The 22,644-nt window shown below is 58.8% G+C and carries 13 protein-coding genes; 3 read left to right on the forward strand and 10 right to left on the reverse strand.

What is annotated here, in order from left to right:
• Positions 1 to 261: 261 nt before the first annotated feature.
• The 4 genes from G547_RS0112180 to G547_RS0112195 form a co-directional block, all read right to left on the reverse strand.
• On the reverse strand, positions 262 to 2,100 hold the full coding sequence (locus tag G547_RS0112180) for a glycoside hydrolase family 13 protein (protein ID WP_027330096.1): 1,839 nt from the start codon (positions 2,098 to 2,100) through the stop codon (positions 262 to 264).
• 8 nt (positions 2,101 to 2,108) lie between these two features.
• Positions 2,109 to 3,599 (reverse strand): tryptophan halogenase family protein, encoded by a 1,491-nt coding sequence (locus tag G547_RS0112185; protein ID WP_027330097.1) that lies wholly within the window; start codon positions 3,597 to 3,599, stop codon positions 2,109 to 2,111.
• A 73-nt stretch (positions 3,600 to 3,672) separates the two neighbouring features.
• Complete coding sequence (locus G547_RS0112190; RefSeq protein WP_027330098.1) at positions 3,673 to 6,486, reverse strand: TonB-dependent receptor; 2,814 nt, start codon at positions 6,484 to 6,486, stop codon at positions 3,673 to 3,675.
• A 272-nt stretch (positions 6,487 to 6,758) separates the two neighbouring features.
• The gene (locus G547_RS0112195) at positions 6,759 to 8,387 is read right to left on the reverse strand and encodes an alpha-glucosidase family protein (protein ID WP_027330099.1); all 1,629 of its coding nucleotides are present in this window, start codon (positions 8,385 to 8,387) and stop codon (positions 6,759 to 6,761) included.
• A 381-nt stretch (positions 8,388 to 8,768) separates the two neighbouring features.
• Between G547_RS0112195 and G547_RS0112200 the strand changes: the two genes are divergently transcribed.
• Both G547_RS0112200 and G547_RS0112205 read left to right on the forward strand, forming a co-directional pair.
• A complete protein-coding gene (locus G547_RS0112200; protein ID WP_027330100.1) occupies positions 8,769 to 10,277 on the forward strand; it encodes an MFS transporter in 1,509 nt (502 codons plus the stop codon).
• Positions 10,274 to 11,938, forward strand: coding sequence for an alpha-amylase family glycosyl hydrolase (locus G547_RS0112205; RefSeq protein WP_027330101.1), 1,665 nt, complete (start codon positions 10,274 to 10,276; stop codon positions 11,936 to 11,938). The genes G547_RS0112200 and G547_RS0112205 overlap by 4 nt, the downstream gene beginning before the upstream one ends.
• A gap of 111 nt (positions 11,939 to 12,049) precedes the next feature.
• On the opposite strand, the gene G547_RS0112210 is transcribed toward G547_RS0112205, so the two are convergent.
• The 4 genes from G547_RS0112210 to G547_RS0112225 form a co-directional block, all read right to left on the reverse strand.
• Positions 12,050 to 13,084 (reverse strand): LacI family DNA-binding transcriptional regulator, encoded by a 1,035-nt coding sequence (locus G547_RS0112210; protein WP_027330102.1) that lies wholly within the window; start codon positions 13,082 to 13,084, stop codon positions 12,050 to 12,052.
• A 189-nt stretch (positions 13,085 to 13,273) separates the two neighbouring features.
• Positions 13,274 to 13,708, reverse strand: a complete 435-nt coding sequence (locus G547_RS0112215; RefSeq protein WP_027330103.1) for a hypothetical protein — start codon at positions 13,706 to 13,708, stop codon at positions 13,274 to 13,276.
• A gap of 98 nt (positions 13,709 to 13,806) precedes the next feature.
• Complete coding sequence (locus G547_RS0112220; RefSeq protein ID WP_027330104.1) at positions 13,807 to 14,463, reverse strand: response regulator; 657 nt, start codon at positions 14,461 to 14,463, stop codon at positions 13,807 to 13,809.
• The gene (locus G547_RS0112225) at positions 14,460 to 15,887 is read right to left on the reverse strand and encodes an ATP-binding protein (RefSeq protein ID WP_027330105.1); all 1,428 of its coding nucleotides are present in this window, start codon (positions 15,885 to 15,887) and stop codon (positions 14,460 to 14,462) included. Before G547_RS0112225 ends, G547_RS0112220 begins: the two co-directional genes overlap by 4 nt.
• 169 nt (positions 15,888 to 16,056) lie before the next feature.
• Here G547_RS0112225 and G547_RS0112230 point away from each other — a divergent pair, with 169 nt between their 5' ends.
• The gene (locus G547_RS0112230) at positions 16,057 to 17,709 is read left to right on the forward strand and encodes a methyl-accepting chemotaxis protein (protein WP_036188372.1); all 1,653 of its coding nucleotides are present in this window, start codon (positions 16,057 to 16,059) and stop codon (positions 17,707 to 17,709) included.
• On the opposite strand, the gene G547_RS0112235 is transcribed toward G547_RS0112230, so the two are convergent.
• Together G547_RS0112235 and G547_RS21275 are read right to left on the reverse strand one after the other, a co-directional pair.
• A complete protein-coding gene (locus G547_RS0112235; protein WP_027330107.1) occupies positions 17,701 to 20,838 on the reverse strand; it encodes an efflux RND transporter permease subunit in 3,138 nt (1,045 codons plus the stop codon). The genes G547_RS0112230 and G547_RS0112235 overlap by 9 nt on opposite strands.
• Positions 20,835 to 22,247 carry an efflux RND transporter periplasmic adaptor subunit gene (locus G547_RS21275; RefSeq protein WP_051235369.1) on the reverse strand — a complete coding sequence of 471 codons (1,413 nt, stop codon included), beginning with the start codon at positions 22,245 to 22,247 and terminating at the stop codon, positions 20,835 to 20,837. The genes G547_RS0112235 and G547_RS21275 overlap by 4 nt, the downstream gene beginning before the upstream one ends.
• Positions 22,248 to 22,644 lie beyond the last annotated feature (397 nt).

Consider the following 22,644-nt stretch of genomic DNA (forward strand, 5'->3'; position numbering starts at 1 on the left):
GCACGTCTCGGGCAGCCTCTGTGGGTAAAAAAAAGGCGCAGTTGACTGCGCCAAAGTTTCCCAACACAAAGCAATGAGAGAGTGGAATAAAACGGTTAAAGGAAACGCCCGCTGGTCAGTCGAGAGTGTCCGAAATACTGAACCGTTCATTGATGCTAGAACGCGGCGGGTGATGTCTCAATAGCTTGCATACGTATGCAGGCAGGAAGAACTCATGAATACGTATGCAAGCCGGAGCTGTTGGTCAGGTTCTCTCCCTGTTCAGTGCTTCAGCTCAAAAATGTGAGCGGACATGGGCTCCAGCGCCAGCCCATCCTCGACCGACTGACTGACTTTTCGAATAACGTCGGTCGCGGTGACTGCATTGGACAGGGCTTGTGAGTAGCGATCGGTGGACAGGTGCTGTTTCTGATCGCTGTGATTGATCGCTACCAGAACGCGTTCCTCTTTTGTGTAGCGAAGGTAGACGTAAACCCCGTGGTGGGGAGCATAGTGCAGAAGCTTGCCGTTATGGACCGCATCGCTGGTTTGTCGCCACTGCAACAGCGTCTGCAGATAGGATTGCGCTTGGCGCTGAGGTTCACTCAGCCCTTTTCCGGTAAAACCGTTGCGTGTGTCCCCTGGCCAGCCACCGGGGAAGTCACTGCGAACGGCACCATCGTCACGGGTCTTGGGGCTGGTGGCCAGCAGCTCGGAGCCGTAGAAAAACTGCGGTATGCCCCGCATGGTGGCGAGCAGACTCATGGCAATATTGAACCGGTCGAGGTCTTCATCAAAGAGGCTGTAAAGTCGACTGGTATCGTGGTTCTCGGCGAAAATTACCAGGCTCATCGGGTCCGGATAGAGGTTGTCATCCGCGAGGGATTCGTACACCCGGATAAACCCCCGGTTCCAGGCTTCCTCTTCGGTCAAGGCCGTGCGTAAACTGTCATAGAGAGGAAAATCCATCACGCTCGGCAGATAGGAAACGTAGCCGTCGCGATTGTCCTTCCCCCGTTGCCAATAGGAGACGACGTTCGGGTTGGTGCTCCACTCTTCGCCCACAATGTTGAAATTCGGGTACTCTTCCATGATGCGCCGGGTCCAGTCGCTCAGGAAGTCTTTATCCGAATAAGAATAGGTATCGGTGCGGATACCGTAGAGATCGGCGTACTCGATCCACCATAGGGTGTTCTGGATCAGGTAGTTGGCTACCAGAGGATTGCGCTGGTTCAGGTCGGGCATGGACTCGACAAACCAGCCGCCTTCAAATTCCCGCTGGTCGATATCAGTGGCATAAGGATCTTGCACACTGGTGCGGTAATGGGTTGTTGGCTCAAAATTGCCTTGGTAGTTCAGCCAGTCGTTCGTGGGTAGATCGTCCATCCACCAGTGGTTGGAGCCGATATGGTTGAGTATCACATCCTGAATCAGTCCCACCCCAGCCCGTTGGCCTTCCAGGCTCAGTTGTCGGTAGTCGGCATTGCGTCCGAAACGGGGATCGATCCGATAGTGGTCGGTAATGGAGTAGCCGTGATAAGAGTATTCCGCCTGATTATTTTCCAACATGGGAGTTGGCCATATGGCGGTGAAACCCATGTCGGCGATGTACTTCAGGTGTTCCGTCATGCCTGCGAGGTCACCGCCATGTCGGCCGACTGAACGGCTTCGGTCGACTTTTTCAAGCATGCCCGGTACCGAATCATTGCCCGGGTTGCCGTTGGCGAAGCGGTCGGGGGTAATCAGGTAAATGGCATCAGTGGTGTCAAACCCTCTGCGTTCGGCAGACCCTTTTCGTCGGGTACGAAAAGCGTAATCGTGCACAAAAGTCCGGTTGTCGCCATCGGTGAATGTTAAGGGAACAGTGCCGCCGTCGAAGTCGTTGGACAGCGTCAGGTCGACAAACAGGTAGTGGGGGCTGTCTACCCGGTGCACGGTATCGAGTCGAATGCCGGCATGGTCCACGGTGACATCGAGCTCTCCCACGCGGTCGCCGTGTACCATCAGTTGCAGTCGCGCAGAGGCCATCCCCGCCCACCAGAACGGCGGGTCGATACGTTCAATGGATTGCGCCAGGGTCAGGGGGCTTAATAGCACCAGAAAAACAAGGATCGCTTTCATAGGGACTCTTACTGAAAAGGTTTGAGAAAATCGTCATGGTTGGGTAGTTGCACCACGGTTTTATCCACGATGCGTTTCCAGGAGGCGAGGAACTCCTTGAGTTCGTCATCAGACAGGTTGTTTGCCAGCGGATGAAAGTCCTCGGGCGTTATGCCTTGGCCGAGCATGACTTGCTCCCAGGCGGTCTCACTGAAAAGCTCGTCCTGTTCGCGGAAAACCCGGCCGGAGCCGGCAAATAATTCAATGCGGCGTAACAGGGACTCGGGCTTGGGCGACTCGCGGCATTCGCTCCAGAACGGACTGTCTTTCTTCTCGTTCAGGTGATAGTGCAGAATGATGAAATCCCGGATTTGCTCAAACTCAAGTGTCGACTGCCGGTTGTACTCCTCGATGTCACTGGGCTGAATACGCTGGTGCGGGAACAGCTTGATCAGGCGGGTCAGGCCCTGCTGTACGAGATGGAGGCTGGTAGACTCCAGTGGCTCGAGAAAGCCGCTGGACAGCCCCAGGGACACCACGTTCTGGGACCACTGCTGGCGCCGCCGGCCTGTGGTGAAGCGAATGGGGCGTGGCTCATCCAACGGTGCCGTATCCAGATTGGACAGAAGTTTGTGGCAGGCTTCGTCCTCGCTAAGGTGGCGGTGACTATAGACAAGACCGTTGCCGGTCCGGTGCTGGAGGGGGATGCGCCATTGCCACCCGCCTTCGTGTGCGATTGATCGGGTGTAGGGCGCTATCGTGTCGGCGCGTTCGCTGGGAACAGCCACTGCCCGGTCGCAGGGCAGCCAGTGCGACCAGTCTTCGTAGTCAACGCCGAGCGTCTCGCCGATCAGCAAGGCGCGAAAGCCAGTGCAATCAATAAACAGGTCGCCGGCGACGATCGTACCGTTGTCCAGCTGTAGGCCTTTCACGTCGCCCTTTTCTTCATTCCGAAGGACGTGCTGGATCGTCGCATCAATTCGCTTGACTCCCCGTTCCTCACTGTACCCCCTCAGCATTTGAGCGTAGAGGCCGGCGTCGATATGGTAGGCATGGTTGAGCCCGGGCAGCTTGGTTTGCGGGATCAGGGGCAGGGGGGTGAACTTTCCGTGCTTGGCGGCCTGATAGTTGAGCGAGTAGTCCCAGAAGTCGCCCCCGACGCCGGACTGTTTGGCCCGGCGCCAATAGTGCTGAAAACTGGCGATGCCGAGGTTGCGCCCGACTTCTCCGAAGGCGTGCATATAACGGTCGCCTTCTTTCCCCCAATTCTCGAATTCAATACCGAGCTTGATCGTTCCTCGGGTCTGTTTGAGGAAGTCACTTTCATTGATGCCGAGTACGTCGTTGAACGTTTTGATGGGCGGGATAGTGGCCTCACCCACGCCAATGGTGCCAATCGCGCTGGACTCCACCAGCGTGATGGAAACCTGCTTTCCAAAGAACCGAGACAGAACGGCGGCTGCCATCCAGCCGGAAGAACCCCCGCCGGCGATGACCACCTTTTGAATGGGTGCATTCACGTTATTTCTCCAGCCAAAAAAAAGCCCCTGCTACAGGGAAAACTATAGCAGGGGCCTTCCTTACGCGACGGATTTAGAACTTGTAGTTCACACCGAGCATGTAGTTTGCACCGAAGTGCTGGTAAGTGGATACCTGCCGGGGATCGTTCTCGTCGGCGTTGATGGTCTCTTCGTCTGTCAGGTTCTGGGCTTGCAGAGTGACTGTCAGGCCGTCGAGGGAATCAAAACCGCCGGCGCCGAAGTCATAACCGATTTGCGCATCCCACAGCTCAGCGCCCTGGCTCGTTGTTTCGACCAGTGCGAGGCTGAGTCCGAGGTCTTCGGTCAGGAATTCGTCACGCTTGCGTCCGCTCACCCGGAATTCAAAGCCGTTCTTCTCGTAGAAGAACGTCAACCCGTAGGATTCCTCGGACAGCCCCGGAACTCGCTGAAGTTCTCCCTCGTCGTTCACGATCTCGCCTTCGAGGAAGGTCGCACTGGCGATCAGACCAAAGCCGTCGAGCAAGTCGCTGAAGGTGTAGAACGGCAAGCTACCCTGAAGTTCGATACCTTCCACTTTGCCTTTGCCGAGCTGGGCCGTGGAGGAAACTGGTCCCTGGGTCGACACCAGTTCATCAATGCCGATATCGTGATAGCCGGGGATGATGTACTGCGAGAAGTCTCCGATCACTTCGGTATCCAGGTGCCAGTTCAGCAGATCCTTGTAGAACCAGGAAGCCGCTACATAGCCGTCGTTGGCAAAGTAGTATTCGTACGACAGGTCGGTCTGAATGGCTTCAATCGGACGCAGCTCGGGGTTACCAGTACGGCCGCTCCAGGCACTGAATTCCGGATCGGCGCTGGTGCGACGCCCGTCATCGAAGGTAAAGCCGATGGTGTTGTTCGGGCGCATATCGTCCATACGGGCGCGAGACATGGTTTTGGAGGTCGCGAAGCGAACGATCTGGTTTTCCGTCAGTTGGAAGTTCATGTTCAGGCTTGGAAGTACCTTCACATAATCCGCCCCGCCGGAGGTCGGCGTCGGTACGACACTGACAACGCCGTTATCGTCTTCCTGGGAAACTGTATCAAAGCCGGTCGCGCTCTGGTCGGTATCGACGATCTGAAGGCCGATATTACCGGTCAGGATGCCGGTCTCAAAATTGGCCATGGCGTAGGCCGTCAGCACTTCTTCGCTCACTGAATAGGTGTCACCCAGTCGGTCAGTTTCAAACTGGCTGGCATCCAGGGAGTCGTAGAAACCGCTGCGGTACAACGCTACCCCATCGTAGGCCAGCATGCTTCCGAGACCGGCGAAACCCAGGTTCGAGGTGCCGACAATGTACTCTTGCGGTACCGCAACATCGCCCTGCTCATTGGCAGGGAGGTCGGGGTCGAAACCGGGTGCGATCAAATAAGCGCCGAAGTTGACCTTGGATTTGGTGCGATCCGAGTAGTTCAAACCCATCTCGACGCCAGTGACGATGCCGAGATCGAGATCACCGGTAAAGTCGACGCGGAAGGTATCCAGCTCTTCTTCGAAAGTGGGGTTGTTGACGAAGCCGTCCTGAGCGTTTTGCTTACCGCCTACGCGCTGGGCAATAGCGCCGCCCCAGGCCTGCGGTCCGGCCAACCGAATGACATCCGGATCGGTATAGTCAGGCATGTCGATGCTGGAATGCTCGCCAAACCGGATGCCGGTTGAAGAAACCATTTCCCAGGAGCGCGCAGCGGGGTCGCCTTGAGTATCGGTTTGCGCACGCCCGACGCCGGAATAGCTCTCCATATTGATCAGGTCTTTGCTGGATTCACTGGTCGCGGCGTCGACTTCCATGGTCCAGGCATCGCTCAGGCGGTACTCGACGTTGATGCCGAATGTGGACAGGTCGCCGTCCTTAACTTCACCGTCGTTGCGAATGACGGAGTGGAAACCGTCGAATTCACCGGAAGTGACCAGACCGTCTTGAACCTGACCGACATCGAAGTTGGAACCGCTCCAAATTGGGCCGCCTTCTTCAAAGCCGCGGAATACTTTTGACTCCACGAAATCGATGTACAGTGCATCGGCGGTAATGGTCAGGTCTTCGTTGGGTTCGAATTGGAACACCGTGGACACGGTATCCCGCTCCATCAGGGCGGATCGGACAAAGGTATCATGCCCACCAAAAATGGCATTGCCCTCAGCGGTCTCGGGATAACCCCATACTCGGATCTGTTCTTCCTGGCTCGGGGATTCCATGGTGGCGAGCGTCAACGCCAGGCCGAAGGTGTCTGATGCAAAGGCATCGGAGTAAGTAAAGGAGAGGCGATGGCCGGTGTCATCGTAGTCCGGATTGCCGGACTCTAGGCCATTCATCTCGTAGTTGCCGTTGATGCTGATGATTCGATCGCTTTCCAGCGGCCGCAAGGTGCGCAGATCAACGATGCCGCCGAGACCCTGATTCATCAAAGAGGCGTCCGGCGTTTTATATACCACAGCGCCGGAGACAATTTCGGAGGGGTAAAGGTCGTACTCTACGCCGCGATTGTTGCCAATGCCCAGCAGCTCTCGGCCGTTCATGGTGGTGGCGACGTAGTTTTCATTGAAGCCGCGAACAGAGATACCGCTGGTGCGGCCGTTTTTACGCTCGCCAGCGACACCGGGCAGACGGGCCAGGGACTCGGCAATACTGGTGTCGGGTAGCTTGCCGATATCTTCCGGAGAAATCGCTTCTACGATTGAGGAAGAATTTTCTTTGATCGCGATGGAGTTGATCAAACTGCGGCGGATACCGGTGACCACGACCTCTTCAAGCGCGCCAGCGGCGGGAGTGGCCGGAGCGTCGGTCTGGGCCAGAACCGCGGTCGACAGGCCAGCGGTAACACAGCCGATCACGTAAGGTAGAACGAGCTTTTTGGTGTTCATCATCTAACATCCCCTTTCATCGGTTATTATGGGTAAAACTGCTAAAAATCAGGCTATCCCATAGGGGTGGGGTGGGCAATTCATTGCATACGTATTCAAAGGCGCCAAGGCAGGATTTATGGGTTGAATACGTATGCAAAGCGAATCCGTTTCTCTGCGCAATTATCCGATTTAATCGCCGCACTAATGAAAAACCGCCGCTACTTTAAAAGTAGTCGGCGGTTTAATCGATGTCCAAGCTGCATTCAGCGACCTGGTTGTGAAGCGGAATTGACTCAGTTTTTCAAACCAAGGAACGCCGCGCCATAGGGTGGTAGAATGACGTGTTGTCCCTTCCGAAGGGCTCCTTCAAACCCGTGCCCTTCCAATACCTGATCAAGAGCAAATGATCCGATATCGGCGGTAACCGGCTCATTGGTAAAATTCATTGCGACCAGAAGTGCCTGTTCTGGATGACGCCGGGTAAGCAGCATAACCCCCTCTGGGGCATCCAGAAACTGGATATCACCACTTCGTAGCGCCGGCTGATCTTTCCGCCAGGCCATAAAGCGCCGGTAAGCATTGAGAATGGATGCCGGGTCGTCGTCCTGAACCTCAACCGCCTTGGGGTAGTGCGCCTCTGGAACGGGCAGCCAGGTGCTGCTTGCGGTTGAGAAACCGGCGTTTGGATGGTCCGCTTTCCAGGGCATGGGGGTACGGCAACCGTCACGTCCTTTGAAACGAGGCCAGAAGGCAATGCCGTAGGGATCCTGGAGCTCGTGCTTCTGGATGTCCGCCTCGGGTAGGCCCAGTTCTTCGCCCTGATAAATGCACACACTGCCCCGGAGTGACAGCAGCATGGCATTGAAAAGCTTGGCCAGGGCGTCGGGCTGTTCCGTGCCGCCCCAACGGGACATGACGCGGGAGACATCATGGTTGCCGATGGCCCAGCAGGGCCAGCCCTCACTCAGCCGGTCCTCCAGTGTTTCAACGGTGTCCCGGATGTAATCTGTTGAGAAACGATCGACCAACAGCTCGAAACTGTAGGTCATATGCAGTCGGTCGTTGCCCTTGGTGTACTCGGCCATGGTGGCGAGCGAATCTTCGGTGGATATTTCACCCAATGTCACAGACCCCGGGTAGCGATCCATAAGGGCGCGCAATGATTCCAGAAACTGCAGGTTTTCCGGCCGGTCATTGTTGTAATAATGGTATTGATAAGCGTAGGGGTTGTCTTCGCTGAACCCGCGGCCTTTGCGCTCGGCTCTGGGTTTGGCGGGGTTGTCCCGCAGTTGCTGATCGTGAAAGCAGAAGCTGATGGCGTCCAGGCGAAGACCGTCAACGCCCCGTTGCAACCAGAACTCAACCTCCTCCAGTATTTCCGACCGCACGGAGGGGTTGTGGAAGTTCAGGTCAGGTTGGCTCTTCAGAAAATTATGCAGATAATACTGCTCGCGGCGGGGTTCCCACTCCCAGGCGCAACCTCCGAAGATGGACAGCCAATTGTTCGGAGGGGTGCCATCTTCCCGTGGGTCGGCCCAGACGTACCAGTCAGCTTTGGCGTTGTCTCGGCTCTGACGGCTTTCCTCAAACCAGGCGTGTTGATCGGAGGTGTGGCTCAACACCTGATCAATAATGATCTTGATGCCCTTGGCATGCGCCTGTTCGATCAGGCGATCAAAATCCTCGAGCGTCCCGAAGATAGGGTCGATATCGCGATAGTCGCTGATGTCGTAGCCGAAGTCTTTCATGGGCGATTTGAAAAAGGGCGAAATCCAGATGGCATCGACGCCCAGGCTGGCAATGTAGTCCAGTCGGGCTATGATGCCGGGAAGGTCACCGATACCGTCGGCATTGCTGTCCATCAGACTTCGGGGGTAGACCTGATAAATGACGGCGCCGCGCCACCAGGGGTTAGTCTGCATTGCGCACCTCCGCAGCAGTCGTTGCTGCGCCAGAACCCTTTGGCAGCGCGTGGTTGATGTCGATTGAAGTCATAGCGAAACAGCCCTGAAACTTTATTGTCGTCGTTTTACGTTGCCCGATTGCAGTGCAAACGGACACTATTCACGTTAAAACCAATATACGTTAGCGCGGGAAGGGGCGGCAATACGCTACATACGTATGCATAAGTGAGCGCATGCCCAAAAGGCGCTTTTCCCCGTGCCAATTGCCATGAATACGTATGCAGGCTATTGCCCGGAAGCGCGCGTTTCCTTAATTTGAACGATCGCCCCAACCGACGCGAGCGCGCCCCTGGCGTGCTAAGCTATGGTGCATCGCATAATTGATAAAAAGTGACTTCAATGACTCAAAAACCGCAACTCAGTTTCTGGCAGATCTGGAACATGAGCTTTGGATTCCTTGGAATCCAGTTCGGCTTTGCGCTTCAGAATGCCAATGTCAGCCGTATTTTTCAGACACTCGGTGCCCCCATTGATGACCTGGCGTTTCTTTGGTTGGCCGCGCCGATTACCGGTCTTCTGGTACAACCCATTATCGGTTACCTGAGCGACAACACCTGGAACCGGCTGGGACGCCGTCGTCCTTATTTTCTGGTGGGCGCGGTTCTGGCCAGCCTGGCGTTGTTGTATATGCCACACTCGCCCAGCCTCTGGGTTGCGGCGGGCATGTTGTGGATTCTCGATGCGTCCATCAATATTTCCATGGAACCTTTTCGTGCGTTTGTGGGCGATATGTTGCCCGATAAACAACGCACTAAAGGCTTTGCCATGCAGAGCTTCTTTATTGGCGTGGGGGCGATTGTCGCCTCCTTTATGCCATGGATCATGACCAACTGGTTGGGCGTGAGCAATACCGCCGAGGCGGGTGTCATTCCGGCGTCGGTGGTTTACTCGTTCTGGATCGGCGGCGCGGTGCTGCTACTCGCCGTGCTTTGGACCGTGTTCACTACCAAAGAGTACAGTCCCGAACAGCTTGCGGCGTTTGAGCGATTTCAGGAAACCCAGCGCCGGGAAGCGGGCCCTGAGCGGGAAAACCGAAGCGTGTCGTCCTACCTCTTATGGGGGGGTGGTTTTGTACTGGTGGCCGCACTGGTAGCGGCTTCTGTGGTCGCGTTCGAGCTTGACAAGGAAATAGTGGTGCTGGCCCTTCTGTTGGGAGGCGTGGGCCTCTTGCAGCTGATCGCTGGATTTTTTCTCAAACAGGGCAAAACCCGTAATGGTGTGTATCAGGTCGCGCACGACCTGTTCCATATGCCGAAAACCATGGCGCAATTGGCCGTGGTGCAGTTCTTCTCGTGGTTTGCATTGTTTTCTCTGTGGATTTACGCCACCAGTGCCGTCACCAGCTTTCATTACGGCACGCTCGATACCACCTCCGAGCTTTACAACGACGGTGCCGACTGGGTTGGGGTCCTTTTTGGGGCTTATAACGGTTTCGCGGCGCTGGCGGCCATTGTGATTCCCTGGCTGGCGCGCAAAGCCGGACGCAAGGGCGCACACATGATCAACCTGTGTCTGGGCGCGGCCGGCCTGATCTCGTTTATCGTTATTCGCGACCCAGTGTGGTTGCTGGTGTCCATGGTGGGCGTTGGGTTCGCTTGGGCGTCGATCCTGTCAATGCCCTACGCGATTCTGTCTTGTTCCCTGCCAGCGCACAAAATGGGCGTTTACATGGGCATATTCAATTTCTTTATCGTAATACCCCAGATTATTGCCGGCAGTTTACTCGGGGTTATTCTCAACGAGCTTTTTGGTGGAGAGGCGATCTATGTTCTGGTTGCGGGCGGAGCTTCCTTTCTGGTCGCGGCGGCGGCCACTCTCCTGGTTAACGACGAAGGGGCCGAAGTATGAATTTAACGAATCAACGTCTTGCTATCGCGGGTAGTGCGCTATTACTGACCGCCTGTGCCTCCCAACCCGATTCGTCCACCCGGGCCCACTACTACGGTACTCAGGAGGCGTTCGCGGAGGAGGCCATTTATTTTTTGTTGACGGACCGCTTTGTCGATGGGGACCCGAGTAACAACCATGGAAACCAGGGCGGCGAATTTCCCACCTTCGACCGTCCGATGAAAGGCCCGGATGGCAAAGAGGCCAATGTAGGGTATATGGGTGGCGATTTTAAAGGCATTCTCGACAATGCCGATTATCTCGCGGACCTGGGTGTGACGGCGTTGTGGATTTCTCCGATTGTGGATAACCCCAATCAGGCATTCAGTGGCGGTGATCCGGTCGGCTTTGCTCAGCCGGGCGACGGTGGCAAAACCGGTTTTCACGGGTATTGGGGTACAAACTTCTATCAGGTTGATGAGCACTGGGAGTCCCAGGGCCTCACCTTTGCGGATTTGACCCGTCGACTGCGCGAGGAGCACGATATGAAGGTTGTGCTCGATATTGTTGCGAATCACAGCTCGCCGTCCTATTCCATGCCGGAAGATCAGCCCATGTTCGGCGAGGTCTATGGTCCCAATGGAGAGCTGGTGGCGGACCATGAAAACCTGCCACCGGAGGAGTTGAACCCCAACAACCCCTTGCACGCATTCTATGAGCGTGAGAAAGACCTGGCACAACTGGGCAAGTTTGACGATGCCAATCCGCGAGTGATGGATTACGTGGTGGATGCTTACCTGCAGTGGATTGAGCAGGGCGCGGCCGCGTTTCGAATCGATACCCTGAGGCACAAACCCCACGCGTTCTGGAAGGCGTTTACCGATCGTATTCGAGCGGAGCATCCAGACTTCTTCATGTTTGGCGAAAGCTTTGTGTTCGACGCTGAATTTCTCGGGCAGCACACATTACCCGAGCACGGCGGTGTCAGCGTGTTGGATTTCCCCGCCCAGAAGACGTTGACCAAAGTGTTTGAAAACCCCCAAAGTGATTACGCTGAAATTCTGAGCTATCTGCACCTGGAGAACAGTCCCTACCATAACCCTTATGAACTGGTGTCCTTCTACGAAAACCACGACATTCGACGTATGGATGGCGACACCAAGGCTTATATCAACGCCAATAACTGGTTGTTCACCGCGCGCGGTATTCCGTCAATTTACTATGGCTCGGAAATCGGGTTTATGCCGGGCACGAAAGAACACGAAGGCAACCGCAATTTCTTTGGCGAGAGCGGGATTGCGAAGGCCCGCAACAGCGAGATTGCAAAGAACCTGAAGCAGATAGCCCATATCCGCCAGGACTCGGTCGCTTTGCAGAAAGGGCTTCAGGCCAACCTTGAATTTGACGGGCAAACAGCGTCTTTCTTGCGGGTCTATCAGGATGACCACCAGGCCCAGACGGCACTGGTGTTGTTGAACAAGGGCGACGATGAAGCGAGCTTGACGGTCGATCGCTGGTTGAATAGCGGTGAGTGGTACGACGCTCATACCGGTGAACGCTATGACGTCGATACGTCGCTGACGCTGGGTGTGCCAGAAAATGGGGTGCGGGTGTTGTTGTTCGATGGAGTGGTGAATAACGAGGCGTTGGCGCGGCGGTTGGATAAATTGCAGGCGTTTTGAGAGTGGTTTGTTAGGTGGCGCCCCCTTCGGGGGCTTACCTAACCTACGTTTTAAGCAATGCCTGAATCACGCGTAGGTCGGGTAAGGCCCGAAGGGCCGCCACCCGACACATTATTGCATGCTCGCCCCGCAGGATCCCCGCACTATCAAGTCCGTCGGTAACAGGAAGGATTCGGGCTTTTCCCCCTCAATCATTTTCAGAAGGTTGTCGACCAGAAGCTCCCCCGCCAACTTGGTATTTTGTTGCACGGTCGTTAATGGCGGATGGGTATAGGACGCCGCTGGAATATCATCAAAACCCACCACGGCCACATCCGCAGGAACCGTCATCCCCGCCGCTTCAAGCCCCTGAATGGCGCCAATCGCGATCAGGTCGCTGGCCCCGAACACCGCATCAAACTTCGCGCCCCGCGCCAGTAAGGTCTCTATTCCGGCGCGGCCTTCAAATTCCGACGTCTCGGCCGGAACCTGCAGCGCCGGGTCTGCATCAATACCAAACTCCTCCAGCGCCCGTGCATAACCCTCATACCGACGCTTGAATTCGGGGGCGTGTTCACTTGCCTCTCCAATAAACGCGATACGTCGGCGCCCCAAACGCAGAAGGTGACGGGTCGCTTTGTAGGCGCCATTGTAATTGTCGCAACCGATGGACATGCCCGGCTGGCCGGGCAGTACGGGGCCGAAGGTAATGTAGTGCGCGCCCACGGTGTTCAGGTGAATCAGTTTTTCCACGTAGGTGACGTAGTCGCCATAGCCGAGAAAAATAATGCCATCGGCGCGGTGCGCATCCTCAAAATCTGCATGCCAATCGTCACTCATCTGCTGGAAGGACACCAGCAGGTCAAACTGCCGGTTGGCGCAGGCCCGGGTAATGCTGCCCAGCATGGACAGGAAGAAGGGGTTGATCATCGAGTCCCCTATACCCTGATCCTCACACAGCAACAAAGCGATGGTGCGGGTCTGCTTGGAGCGGAGATTGCGCGCGTTTTTATCGACTTTGTACTTCAGTTCACGGGCAATGGCCTGAATGCGTTTGCGGGTGGCTTCATTTACCAGAGGACTGTCGCGCAGGGCGCGCGAGACCGTGGATTGGGACACCCCCGCCCGGTAGGCGATATCAAAGGAGGTGGGTTTTTCGTCTTTCATACACCGACAATCCCCGGCCGAATCAGCCGACCGCTGTTGTTGTTATAGGAGGTGCCCTAACGCGTCACGCGTGGGATGGTCAGAATATAGCACAGTGCCGGCGGTGGGCGCACGTGACGCTTGGCTCGACGCCACGACGGCCGCCCGGTGAGCCGGACGGCCGTGTCATCAGGTGTTGCCGCGGTGGGTTTACTCTTTGTCGCCCTCAGAGGTCTCGGCGAACGGGTCGCGTTGCTCGTGGTGGTGTTTCCTCATGCCGCGATGATGGCGCGGCTGGTGCGCGTCCAGATAGGTGATGAACGCACTGGTCTGAGCTTCGGTCATAACGGCGTTCAGCCGGTCCGCCAGCTCTGCACGATGTTGTTCGCGTAGAGCCTGCATTTGCTCTCGGCTGGGGCGCCCCTCGCCGCTTTGCCGGCGGGCCTGCATGTCAGTGCGACGTTCTTCCATCAGTGTTTTCAGTACATCCAGCGTCTGAGTCCGCTGTTCATCGGTCAGCGCCATCTGGGTGAAGATGTAGTCCAGGCGTTGCCCCCGGTGTTCACCGGTACTGTCTCCGGCCCAGGCCGGAGAGGTCATCAGTGCGCTCAGCAGCGCGGCGGTCAGCAGTCGGGATCTGATCATGGTGTGTATCCTCTTGGTTCACAGTCGAGGGGCGTTTGCCCTTCGTCACTGTTGATCATGCGCCCCAAAATCGCAGGAAATGGGGAGGCAATGAGGATTTATTCATACTTGTAGCCCGCCCCGTACACGGAGCGGACAAACTCTTTTTCGGGCGCCAGCTCATGTAGCTTTCGGCGCAAGTTCTTGATGTGGCTGTCGATGGTGCGGTCGCTGACCAGGCGCCGATCGGGGTAAATGTCATCCATCAGCCGGTCCCGGGAGAAGATGTGACCGGGTCGATCCATCAGGGTGTCCAACAGCCGCATTTCCACCGCTGTCAGCTCAACACTAGCTTCCCCCAGAGAGACCCGGTTGCCCTGTCGCTGCAGCTCCTCCGCCGCTGCCACCGCAGGGGGTGCGGCCCGCCTGAGCACCGCTTTAACCCGGGCCACCACTTCGCGGGGGCTATAGGGCTTGCAGATGTAGTCGTCCGCCCCGAGCTCCAGCCCCACCAGACGGTCGACCTCCTCCACTCTGGCTGTGGTCATGATGATGGGTACCCCGGAGCGCTGGCGTAGCTGCCGACAAAGGGTCAGTCCATCCACGCCGGGGAGCATCAGGTCGAGCAGCACCAGGTCGGGCTTGTGTTGTTCCAGCCACTGTTCGGCTTCGTCGCCCCGATGGCAAATGTGGGTCTCATACCCTTCGCGCACAAGGTACTGTTGCAGGACCGTGGCGAGTTTGATTTCGTCCTCGACCACCAGGATACGGGTCATTGGCTATTCTCCGGTGAGGGGCAAGCGGGCGTGGATGGCTCAGAGAACAGCGTCACCGTGATCGTCAAACCGCCCAGCACTGAGGCACTGGCTTCAATCGTCCCCCCGTGGGCTTCCACCACATTGCGGGCAATGGCCAGCCCCAGACCGGAGCCACCGGTGGCGCGGCTGCGGGAGTGCTCGCCGCGGTACAGGCGGTCAAACAGGCGGGGCAGGTCTTCCTCGGGCACACCGGGTGCAGAGTCGGACCAGCGAAGACAGACTCCCGGGGATGCCTGAGCCAGTTCCACCCTGAGCAACCCCGGTGCCGTCTCTGAGCCGGCGGTGTAGTGCAAACTGTTCTGCATCAGGTTGGTCAGTAACTGGGTCAGTCTTTTGGCGTCGCCCTCCACCCATAAAGACGTGGACGGACGTTCCCAGTCGAGCGTCAGGTGGGCCTGGCGCAAGCTGGAGCGACTTTGCTGACAGACCATGTCGATCAGCTCACCCAGATCCACCGGCGCCATCTGATAGCTGAGCGCTCCGGCATCGGACAGCGACAGTTCGTGTAAATCGTCAATCAGGTCTCCCAGGCGACGAATCTCCTGGTGAAGCGATGCCAGCGTGGCCGGGCCGGGTTCGGTAATCCCGTCCTGTAACGCCTCCAACTCTGCCTGAAGTACCGCCACGGGGGTGCGCAGCTCGTGGGAAATATCGGCGATCCAGCGCTGCCGGGCGTCCAGGTTCATCTTGAGCCGCTGCCCCAACCGGTTGAAGTCGTGGGCCAGGTCGCTGAGCTCGTCCGAGCCGCGACGGGGCAGGCGCAGATCGAAGTGACCATCGGCCAGCTCCCGGGTCGCGTTGCGAAGCCGGGCGATGGGTTTGACCAGTGCGTGGGCGAAGGGAATGGCGATCAGGCCGCTCAATAGCAGAGCGATGGCCGCAATCCAGAGGAAGTGCCGGCGCTGCTCAAGGGCAAAGACCTGGTCGAATTCCTCGGTCAGGCGCAAGTTGGCGGGCAACCCGAGGGCGCCCACTTTTTCGCCGCTGACCTCAATGGGCAGCCAGGTGGTGCGACTGTCGGGCCGTGGACGGCCCCAAAGCAGTTCGCCCCGGGCGTCCTGGAGTTGGAAAATGGGGAAGGGCCGGCGTGAATCGCGGCGCGGGGGGTGGTGATCCCGGCCGTGGCGCGGTGAGAGAAAGCGTTCATTCAGCTCCTGCCACCGCTCCGGCCGGTTGTTGACCCACTGCCAGCCTCCCTGGCGCTGATATTCGTCCGCCAGGGCGTCGAGCAATGGCGCCAGGCGCCGGGATTGGACCTGGCTCAAGTAGGCATCGAAGCTGGTATTGAAAGCCCGGTTGTTGGCATACAGCATGGCGCCCGCCAACAGCCCATTGGCCAGCAAAATAACAAAAAAGACTTTGTAGCGAAGTGACAGGCGCATTAAGAGAGCACACTTTTTCCCGCGAAAGGCCCACCTTAACCCAGCTTTATGCAGAGAGTGTGGAATTTGAGTGACCTTATGTTGATCCATGCGACAGGCGTGCCCGTATATTGTCGGAAATTTTGACAACTTGGCCGTCGGCTGAGGCATTCACTTGTGGGGAGATCCTGTGAACTCGAACTCTTTGACACTGGCTCAGCGGCTGGGAATCGGTTTTGGTGTGATTGTGCTACTTCTGGTAGTGGTGACGTTATTAGGAGTGCATCGAGTGGGCGTGATGGATCGAACCCTCACATCAGTCAACGAGGGTGCCACGGAGAAGCAGCGGTTCGCGATCAACTTTCGCGGCAGTGTGCACGACCGGGCGATCGCCATTCGCGATGCGGTGCTGGTGACCCGCCCGCAAGCCCTGGAACGCCACCTGGCGGATGTCGAGGAACTGGCTGCCTTCTATCAGGAGGCGGCGCGGGGGATGGACCGCTTGTTCAACGAGCGCGGCGCGACTGAAGAGGAACGCCGTCTGCTAGAGCGTATTCAATCCATTGAGCAGACCACCCTCACACTCACGGCCGAGTTGATCGCGCAGCTGTATGCCGGGGAGCGAGAGCTCGCCCGGCGCTTTCTGCTGGAGGACGTGTCCGCGGCCTATACCGACTGGCTCGCGAGCATCAATGCCTTCATCGACCACAAAGAAGCGGTCATACAGGGCGACGTCTCGCAGGTACAGGAGATCGCGGGGACCTTCGGGCAGACCATGGTGGTGTTTGTCCTTCTGGCGACGGCCGCCAGCGTACTGATTGCCTGGTTGATCATCCGCCACATAAAATCCGTGCTTGGCGCTGAGCCCGCGGCGCTGTCGGAGGCGATTGAAGCCTTCGCCGCCGGCCGACTGGATGTGGTTGAAACCAGTCGCTATCCCAACAGCGTCATGGCCAACATCAACAGCACGCTCAAGCGTCTCGCCGCGTTGATCGCGGATGTCACCGAAGCGGCGCAAACGCTCAGCCGCGCCTCGGAGGAGCTCACCCAGACCTCGAATGACAACAGCGCTCAAGTACGGTTGCAATCGTCCGAAACGGACCAGATGGCCGCCGCTATTCACCAACTGAGCGCTTCGGTGGTGCAGATTTCCCGCAGTGCCTCCACTGCCTCTGAGGCCACTCAAAGCGCAGAGAAAGAAGTGGCTAAGGGGGATCAGACAGTCAAAGAAACGGCCGAAGCCATCGAGCAGTTGGCCCAGAGACTGGAGCAGGCCACCGAGCAAGTGATGGCGGTGTCGGCTCAAAGCGGTGAGATTGAAAGCATTATTGAAGTGATCAACGGCGTCGCCGAGCAAACCAACCTGCTAGCGCTCAATGCGGCTATTGAAGCGGCCCGCGCGGGGGAGCACGGCCGGGGCTTTGCGGTGGTGGCGGACGAGGTCCGTTCGCTTGCCACGCGCACGCAAGAGTCCACCCGTGAAATTCGCGAAATGATAGGCCGCTTGCAGGAGGGCGCCGGAAGCGCCGAACAGATGATGGAAAGCAGCCGGGATCTGGCGCAGTCGACCGTGCGCCAGACCCTGGCCTCAAAGGAAGCGCTGGCCGGTATTCGCAAAGAAGTACTGGCCATCACGGACATGAATGCCCAGGTGGCGAGCGCCGCCGAGGAGCAAAGCCAGGTGGCCGAGGGGGTGAATCAGAGTATCCACCAGATCAATACCGCAACGCTGGCCTCTTCCGCCGCGGCCGACCAGGTCTCCGGCTCAAGCCGGGACCTGTCGGTGGTGGCCGATCAACTGTTTCAGCGGGTCAGCTACTTCAGCGCCAAATCTTTACCGTGATGCGCGCCGCAGTTCGTAAGCGCGCCACAGGAAGTAGGCCACGGGCAATATCAACAGGGTGAGCACCAGCGTCGAAAGGGTGCCACCGATCATCGGTGCGGCGATGCGCCGCATCATGTCCGCCCCGGCACCGCCGCCGAGCATGATGGGCAGCAGCCCGACAAAGAGGGTGGTGGCGGTCATGACAATGGGGCGCAGACGCAGCCCCGCGCCCTGAAGCACCACCGCTTTCAGATCTTCGCCGGTCATTCCCCTGTCCTCGTTTTCACAACGGCGTTTGCAGGCTTGAAGCTCCAGGTTCAGATACACCAGCATCAAGACGCCGATTTCCACAGCAACGCCAGCCAGGGCAATAAAGCCCATGGCCACCGCCACGGACAGATCGTAGTCCAGCGCCAGCATCAGCCAGATGCCGCCCAGTAGGCCAAAGGGCAGCGTCGCCAGGATCAACGCCACCTCCATCACGCTGCGGAAGTTGAGGTACAGCAAAAGAATGATAATGCCGAGCGTGACCGGCAGCACCAGCGCCAGTCGTTCCTTGGCCCGTTCCAGGTATTCGTACTGCCCGGCCCAGCGCAGCGAGTAACCCGCCGGCAACTCCAGCTGTTCCGAGACCGTCTGTTGGGCATCGGCGACGTAGGAGCCCAGGTCCCGACCCTCGATATCCACAAACACCCAGCCGTTGAGCCGGGCATTTTCGCTTTTAATGGCGGGAGGTCCGTTCTCCACATACACATCGGCCACGGCACCCAGAGGAACGTGCTCGCCATCGGGGGTGACCACGGGCAGGGTTTCCAGCGCCTCGGGCGAGTCGCGATACGCCGGCGGGTAGCGAAGGTTGACCGGGTAGCGCTCCAGCCCCTCCACGGTTTCGGTGATGTTGACGCCTCCCACCGCACTTCGAATTACCTCCTGCACATCGGCGATATTCAACCCGTAGCGAGCGGCTTCGGTGCGCTTGATGTCCACCTTCAGGTAACGCCCACCGGCCACCCGCTCAGCGTAAGCCGACAGGGTGCCGGGCACTTCCGCCAGTATGGTTTCCAGCTCTTGGCCCAGTTCCTGAATCACGCCCAGATCCGGCCCGGCGATTTTGAGGCCCACGGGGGTTTTGATGCCGGTGGCGAGCATATCGATACGGGTTTTGATGGGCATGACCCAGGCATTGGTGAGCCCCGGAAAATCGATCAGGCTTTCCAGCTCCCGACGCAGGTCGTCCTCGGTGATGCCGGGGCGCCACTGGTCTTTGGGTTTGAACTGGATGACCGTCTCGATCATGGTCAGCGGCGCCGGGTCCGTGGCGGTGTCGGCCCGGCCCATTTTCCCGAAAACGGTCTCCACCTCCGGCAGGGTTTTGATCAACCGGTCGGTCTGCTGGAGAATCTGCCGGGCCTCCCCGATGGACACGCCCGCGTAGGTGGTGGGCATGTACATCAGGTCACCCTCATCCAACGGCGGCATAAATTCGGTGCCCAGTTTCTGAGCGGGCCAGAAGCCGGCGACCATGATTATCAGCGCCAGGGCGACCAGTGTTTTGGGAAAGCGCAGGGCACCGCGCAGCACTGGCTGGTAGCCGGCAATCAGCAGGCGGTTCACCGGGTTTTTCCCTTCGGGCAGAATACGCCCGCGCACGCAGTAGCCCAGTAGCACCGGCACCAGGGTAATGGCCAGTCCGGCAGACGCTGCCATGGCGTAGGTTTTGGTGAACGCCAGGGGGGCGAACATCCGCCCCTCCTGCGCTTCCAGGGCGAACACCGGCAGAAAGCTCAGGGTAATGATCAGCAAGGAGAAAAACAGCGCCGGCCCCACTTCGGCCGAGGCCCGGGCCACCAGTGGCCAGCGCTCCTCCGGGCGCAGGGGCCCTTTGTGTTGTTCGAGGTGTTTGTGCAGGTTCTCGATCATCACCACCGCGCCGTCCACCATGGCGCCGATGGCGATGGCAATGCCCCCCAGCGACATGATGTTGGCGTTGATGCCCTGCAGGTGCATGATGATGACCGCCACGAGCACACCCAGAGGCAGGCTGAAAACCACCACCAGAGAGGAGCGCAGGTGAAACAGGAACAGGGCGCAGATCAGCACCACCACCAGCAGTTCCTGGCCCAGTTTTTTATAGAGGTTCTCGACCGCGTTCAGAATCAGGCGCGAGCGATCGTAGACGGTGACCAGCTCCACGCCCTCGGGCAGGCTCGGGCGCAATTCGTCCAGCCGCTGCTTGACCCGGCCGATCACCTCGGCGGCGTTTTCGCCCGAGCGCATCACCACGATGCCGCCCACCACTTCGCCCTCGCCGTTCAGGTCGGCAATGCCTCGGCGCATCTGTGGCCCCAGCCCGATCTCGGCGATATCCCCCAACAGCAAGGGCGTGCCATTGGCGCTGGTGCGCAGGGGAATGCTTTCCAGGTCCTCCACGCTGTCGATGTAGCCACTCACGCGCACCATGTATTCGGCTTCCGCCATTTCCACCACTGAGGCGCCGGTTTCCCGGTTAGCCCGCTCAATGGCCGTACGAATGTGGGACAAGGGCACCTGGTAGGCCCGCAACTTCTCCGGGGAAACGGTGACCTGATACTGGCGGACCATGCCGCCCACGGTGGCGATTTCCGACACGCCGTCGAGCGCTTGCAGCTCGTATTTGAGGAACCAGTCCTGCAGGCTGGTCAGCTCGGAGAGGTTGTGTTGCCCGGTGCGGTCCACCAGGGCGTATTGGTACACCCAACCCACGCCGGTGGCATCGGGCCCGAGTTCGGGTCGGGCCGCATCGGGCAGGTCGCCGCTCACCTGGCTCAGGTACTCCAGCACCCGGGAACGCGCCCAATAAAGGTCGGTATCGTCTTCGAAAATGACGTAAACGTAGGAGTCACCGTAGAAGGAAAAGCCGCGCACGGTTTTGGTGTTGGGCACTGACAGCAGCGCCGTGGTCAGCGGATAGGTGACCTGGTCCTGCACCACCTGGGGCGCCTGCCCCGGGTAGCTGGTTTTGACGATCACCTGTACATCCGACAGGTCCGGGATGGCGTCTACCGGCGTGGTGCGGGCGGCGTAGATGCCCCAGCCGGCCAATAGGAAACTGGCCAGTAGGACGAACAGCCGGTTGTGAACCGACCAGCGAATGACGGCGGCGATCATTGATCACCTCCGGTCATGTCGTCGTGGTCCATACCGTCATGATTCATGCTTTCGTGGTTCATGTCGCCGTGATCCATACCCTCATGGTCCATTTCGTCATGCTCCATGTCACCGTGGTCCCTATCTCCGTGTCCCATCGCGTCGTGGTCCTTTGAGGGAGTCGCGTCATCACTCGGGTTGGGCGCGGTTTCGAACCGGCTCAAATCCGCCTCCCGGCTGGACTCGGAATCGATCAGGAACTGCCCGTCCACGACCACCTGGTCACCGGCGTCCAACCCGGCGAGGATTTCGACCCGATCGCCGGCACGGTGGCCGAGCTTGACCGGTACGGAGCGAAAGCGCTCGGGGCCGACTTTCAACACCACGCGAGCCCCCGCGCCGGTGCGGATGACAGCCGAGGCGGGGGCGGTGAGCACCGCTTCGCGCGGTTGCGTGTGAACGCGAGCTTCTACGTACATGCCCGGCTTCAGCCGGCCGTCCTCATTGGGAAACACCGAGCGGGCGCGCAGGGTGCGCTGGTTTTCGTTCAGTGTGGGGTAAAGGTAATCCACTTGACCGGACCATTCCCGGCCGGGGTAGGCGTCGGCCGTCAGGGTCACCGGCTGACCGGTCTCCAGCAGCCCGGCCTGGTGTTCGAAGAATTCCAGGGTCACCCAGATGTCCTCCAGCGAACCCAGGGACATCAGGTTCTGTGGGAGATCGACGAAATTGCCTTCGCGCACACCCAGGTTGAACACGTAGCCGTCGCGGTCGGCGTAGTAGTGCAGGCGTTGGCGGATTTCCCCGGTTTCCTGCAGCCGTTTGATTTCCCGGTCGCTCACGCCCTTGGCCCGCAGGGAGGCAATCGAGGAGCGCGCCAGCGCCGGGCGTTGCTCACGCAGTGCCTGCAGGTACTCCTTCTGGATGTTCACAATTTCCGGGGAGTAGAACTCAAACAGTTTTTGCCCGGCCTTCACCGGGTCGCCCTCCGTGGCCACCGAGAGCTCACTGATCCAGCCCTGGGCCCGCACGTGGTAGTGCTTGAGCCGGTCCTGATTGGCCACCACATAGCCGGTGGTGCTCACCGGGCGGTGGAAGGGGCCGCGACTGACCTCGCCGAGTTTCAGCCCCAGGTTGTGCTGTACGGTGGGGGCTATCTGGACGTCACCGGGTTCGCTTCCCTGGTCCTCGGCGTACACCGGCACCAGGTCCATTCCCATGGGAGACTTGCCCGGCTTGTCGCGCCGGTAGCTGTCGTCCATGGGCGCCACCCAGTAAAGCGGCTCTTTCTCGGAGGCGGCGGCCGACTCGTCTTTGTTGGTGCTCACCCCGCCACCGGTTAAAGGGGCGGGTGAAAAGAACCAGGCACCGGCGCCAACGCCGGCAACCAGAGCACCCAGCAGGGCGCCGGAAAAAAACAGTTTGTTCATGATACCTGTCCACTAAGGGTTCAAACGGGGGGGTGAAAAGGTGCGTTTTTCAGGCGCACTGACCCTGTGTTCAGGCGAAAGTGGGTGGGCGAAGCAGCTCCGCCGGCGAGCGGTGAGGGTATCGGCTTTGGTTGGCCGCAAAATGGGAAACGGTTGTGAAAGGAATCGCCGCGGGCGCGGTGCTCAAGGCGACCGTCCCGGAGCAGGTGCCGGGGCAGCAGAGGCATTGCGTGTCGCAATCCTGTTCAGGGACACTGGACGAGTTCGACATGGCGTCATGGCCGCCAGCGTGTTGCATCATTGCCATTGACGGGCCCATCTCTTCGCAGTGCGGCTCCGGCGCCGACATCTCCGCATGGGAGGCGCTCACGGGCCCTGCTATCACCAGCAGTAGCGC

The sequence above is a fragment of the Marinimicrobium agarilyticum DSM 16975 genome, assembly GCF_000423345.1.
Classification (GTDB): domain Bacteria; phylum Pseudomonadota; class Gammaproteobacteria; order Pseudomonadales; family Cellvibrionaceae; genus Marinimicrobium; species Marinimicrobium agarilyticum.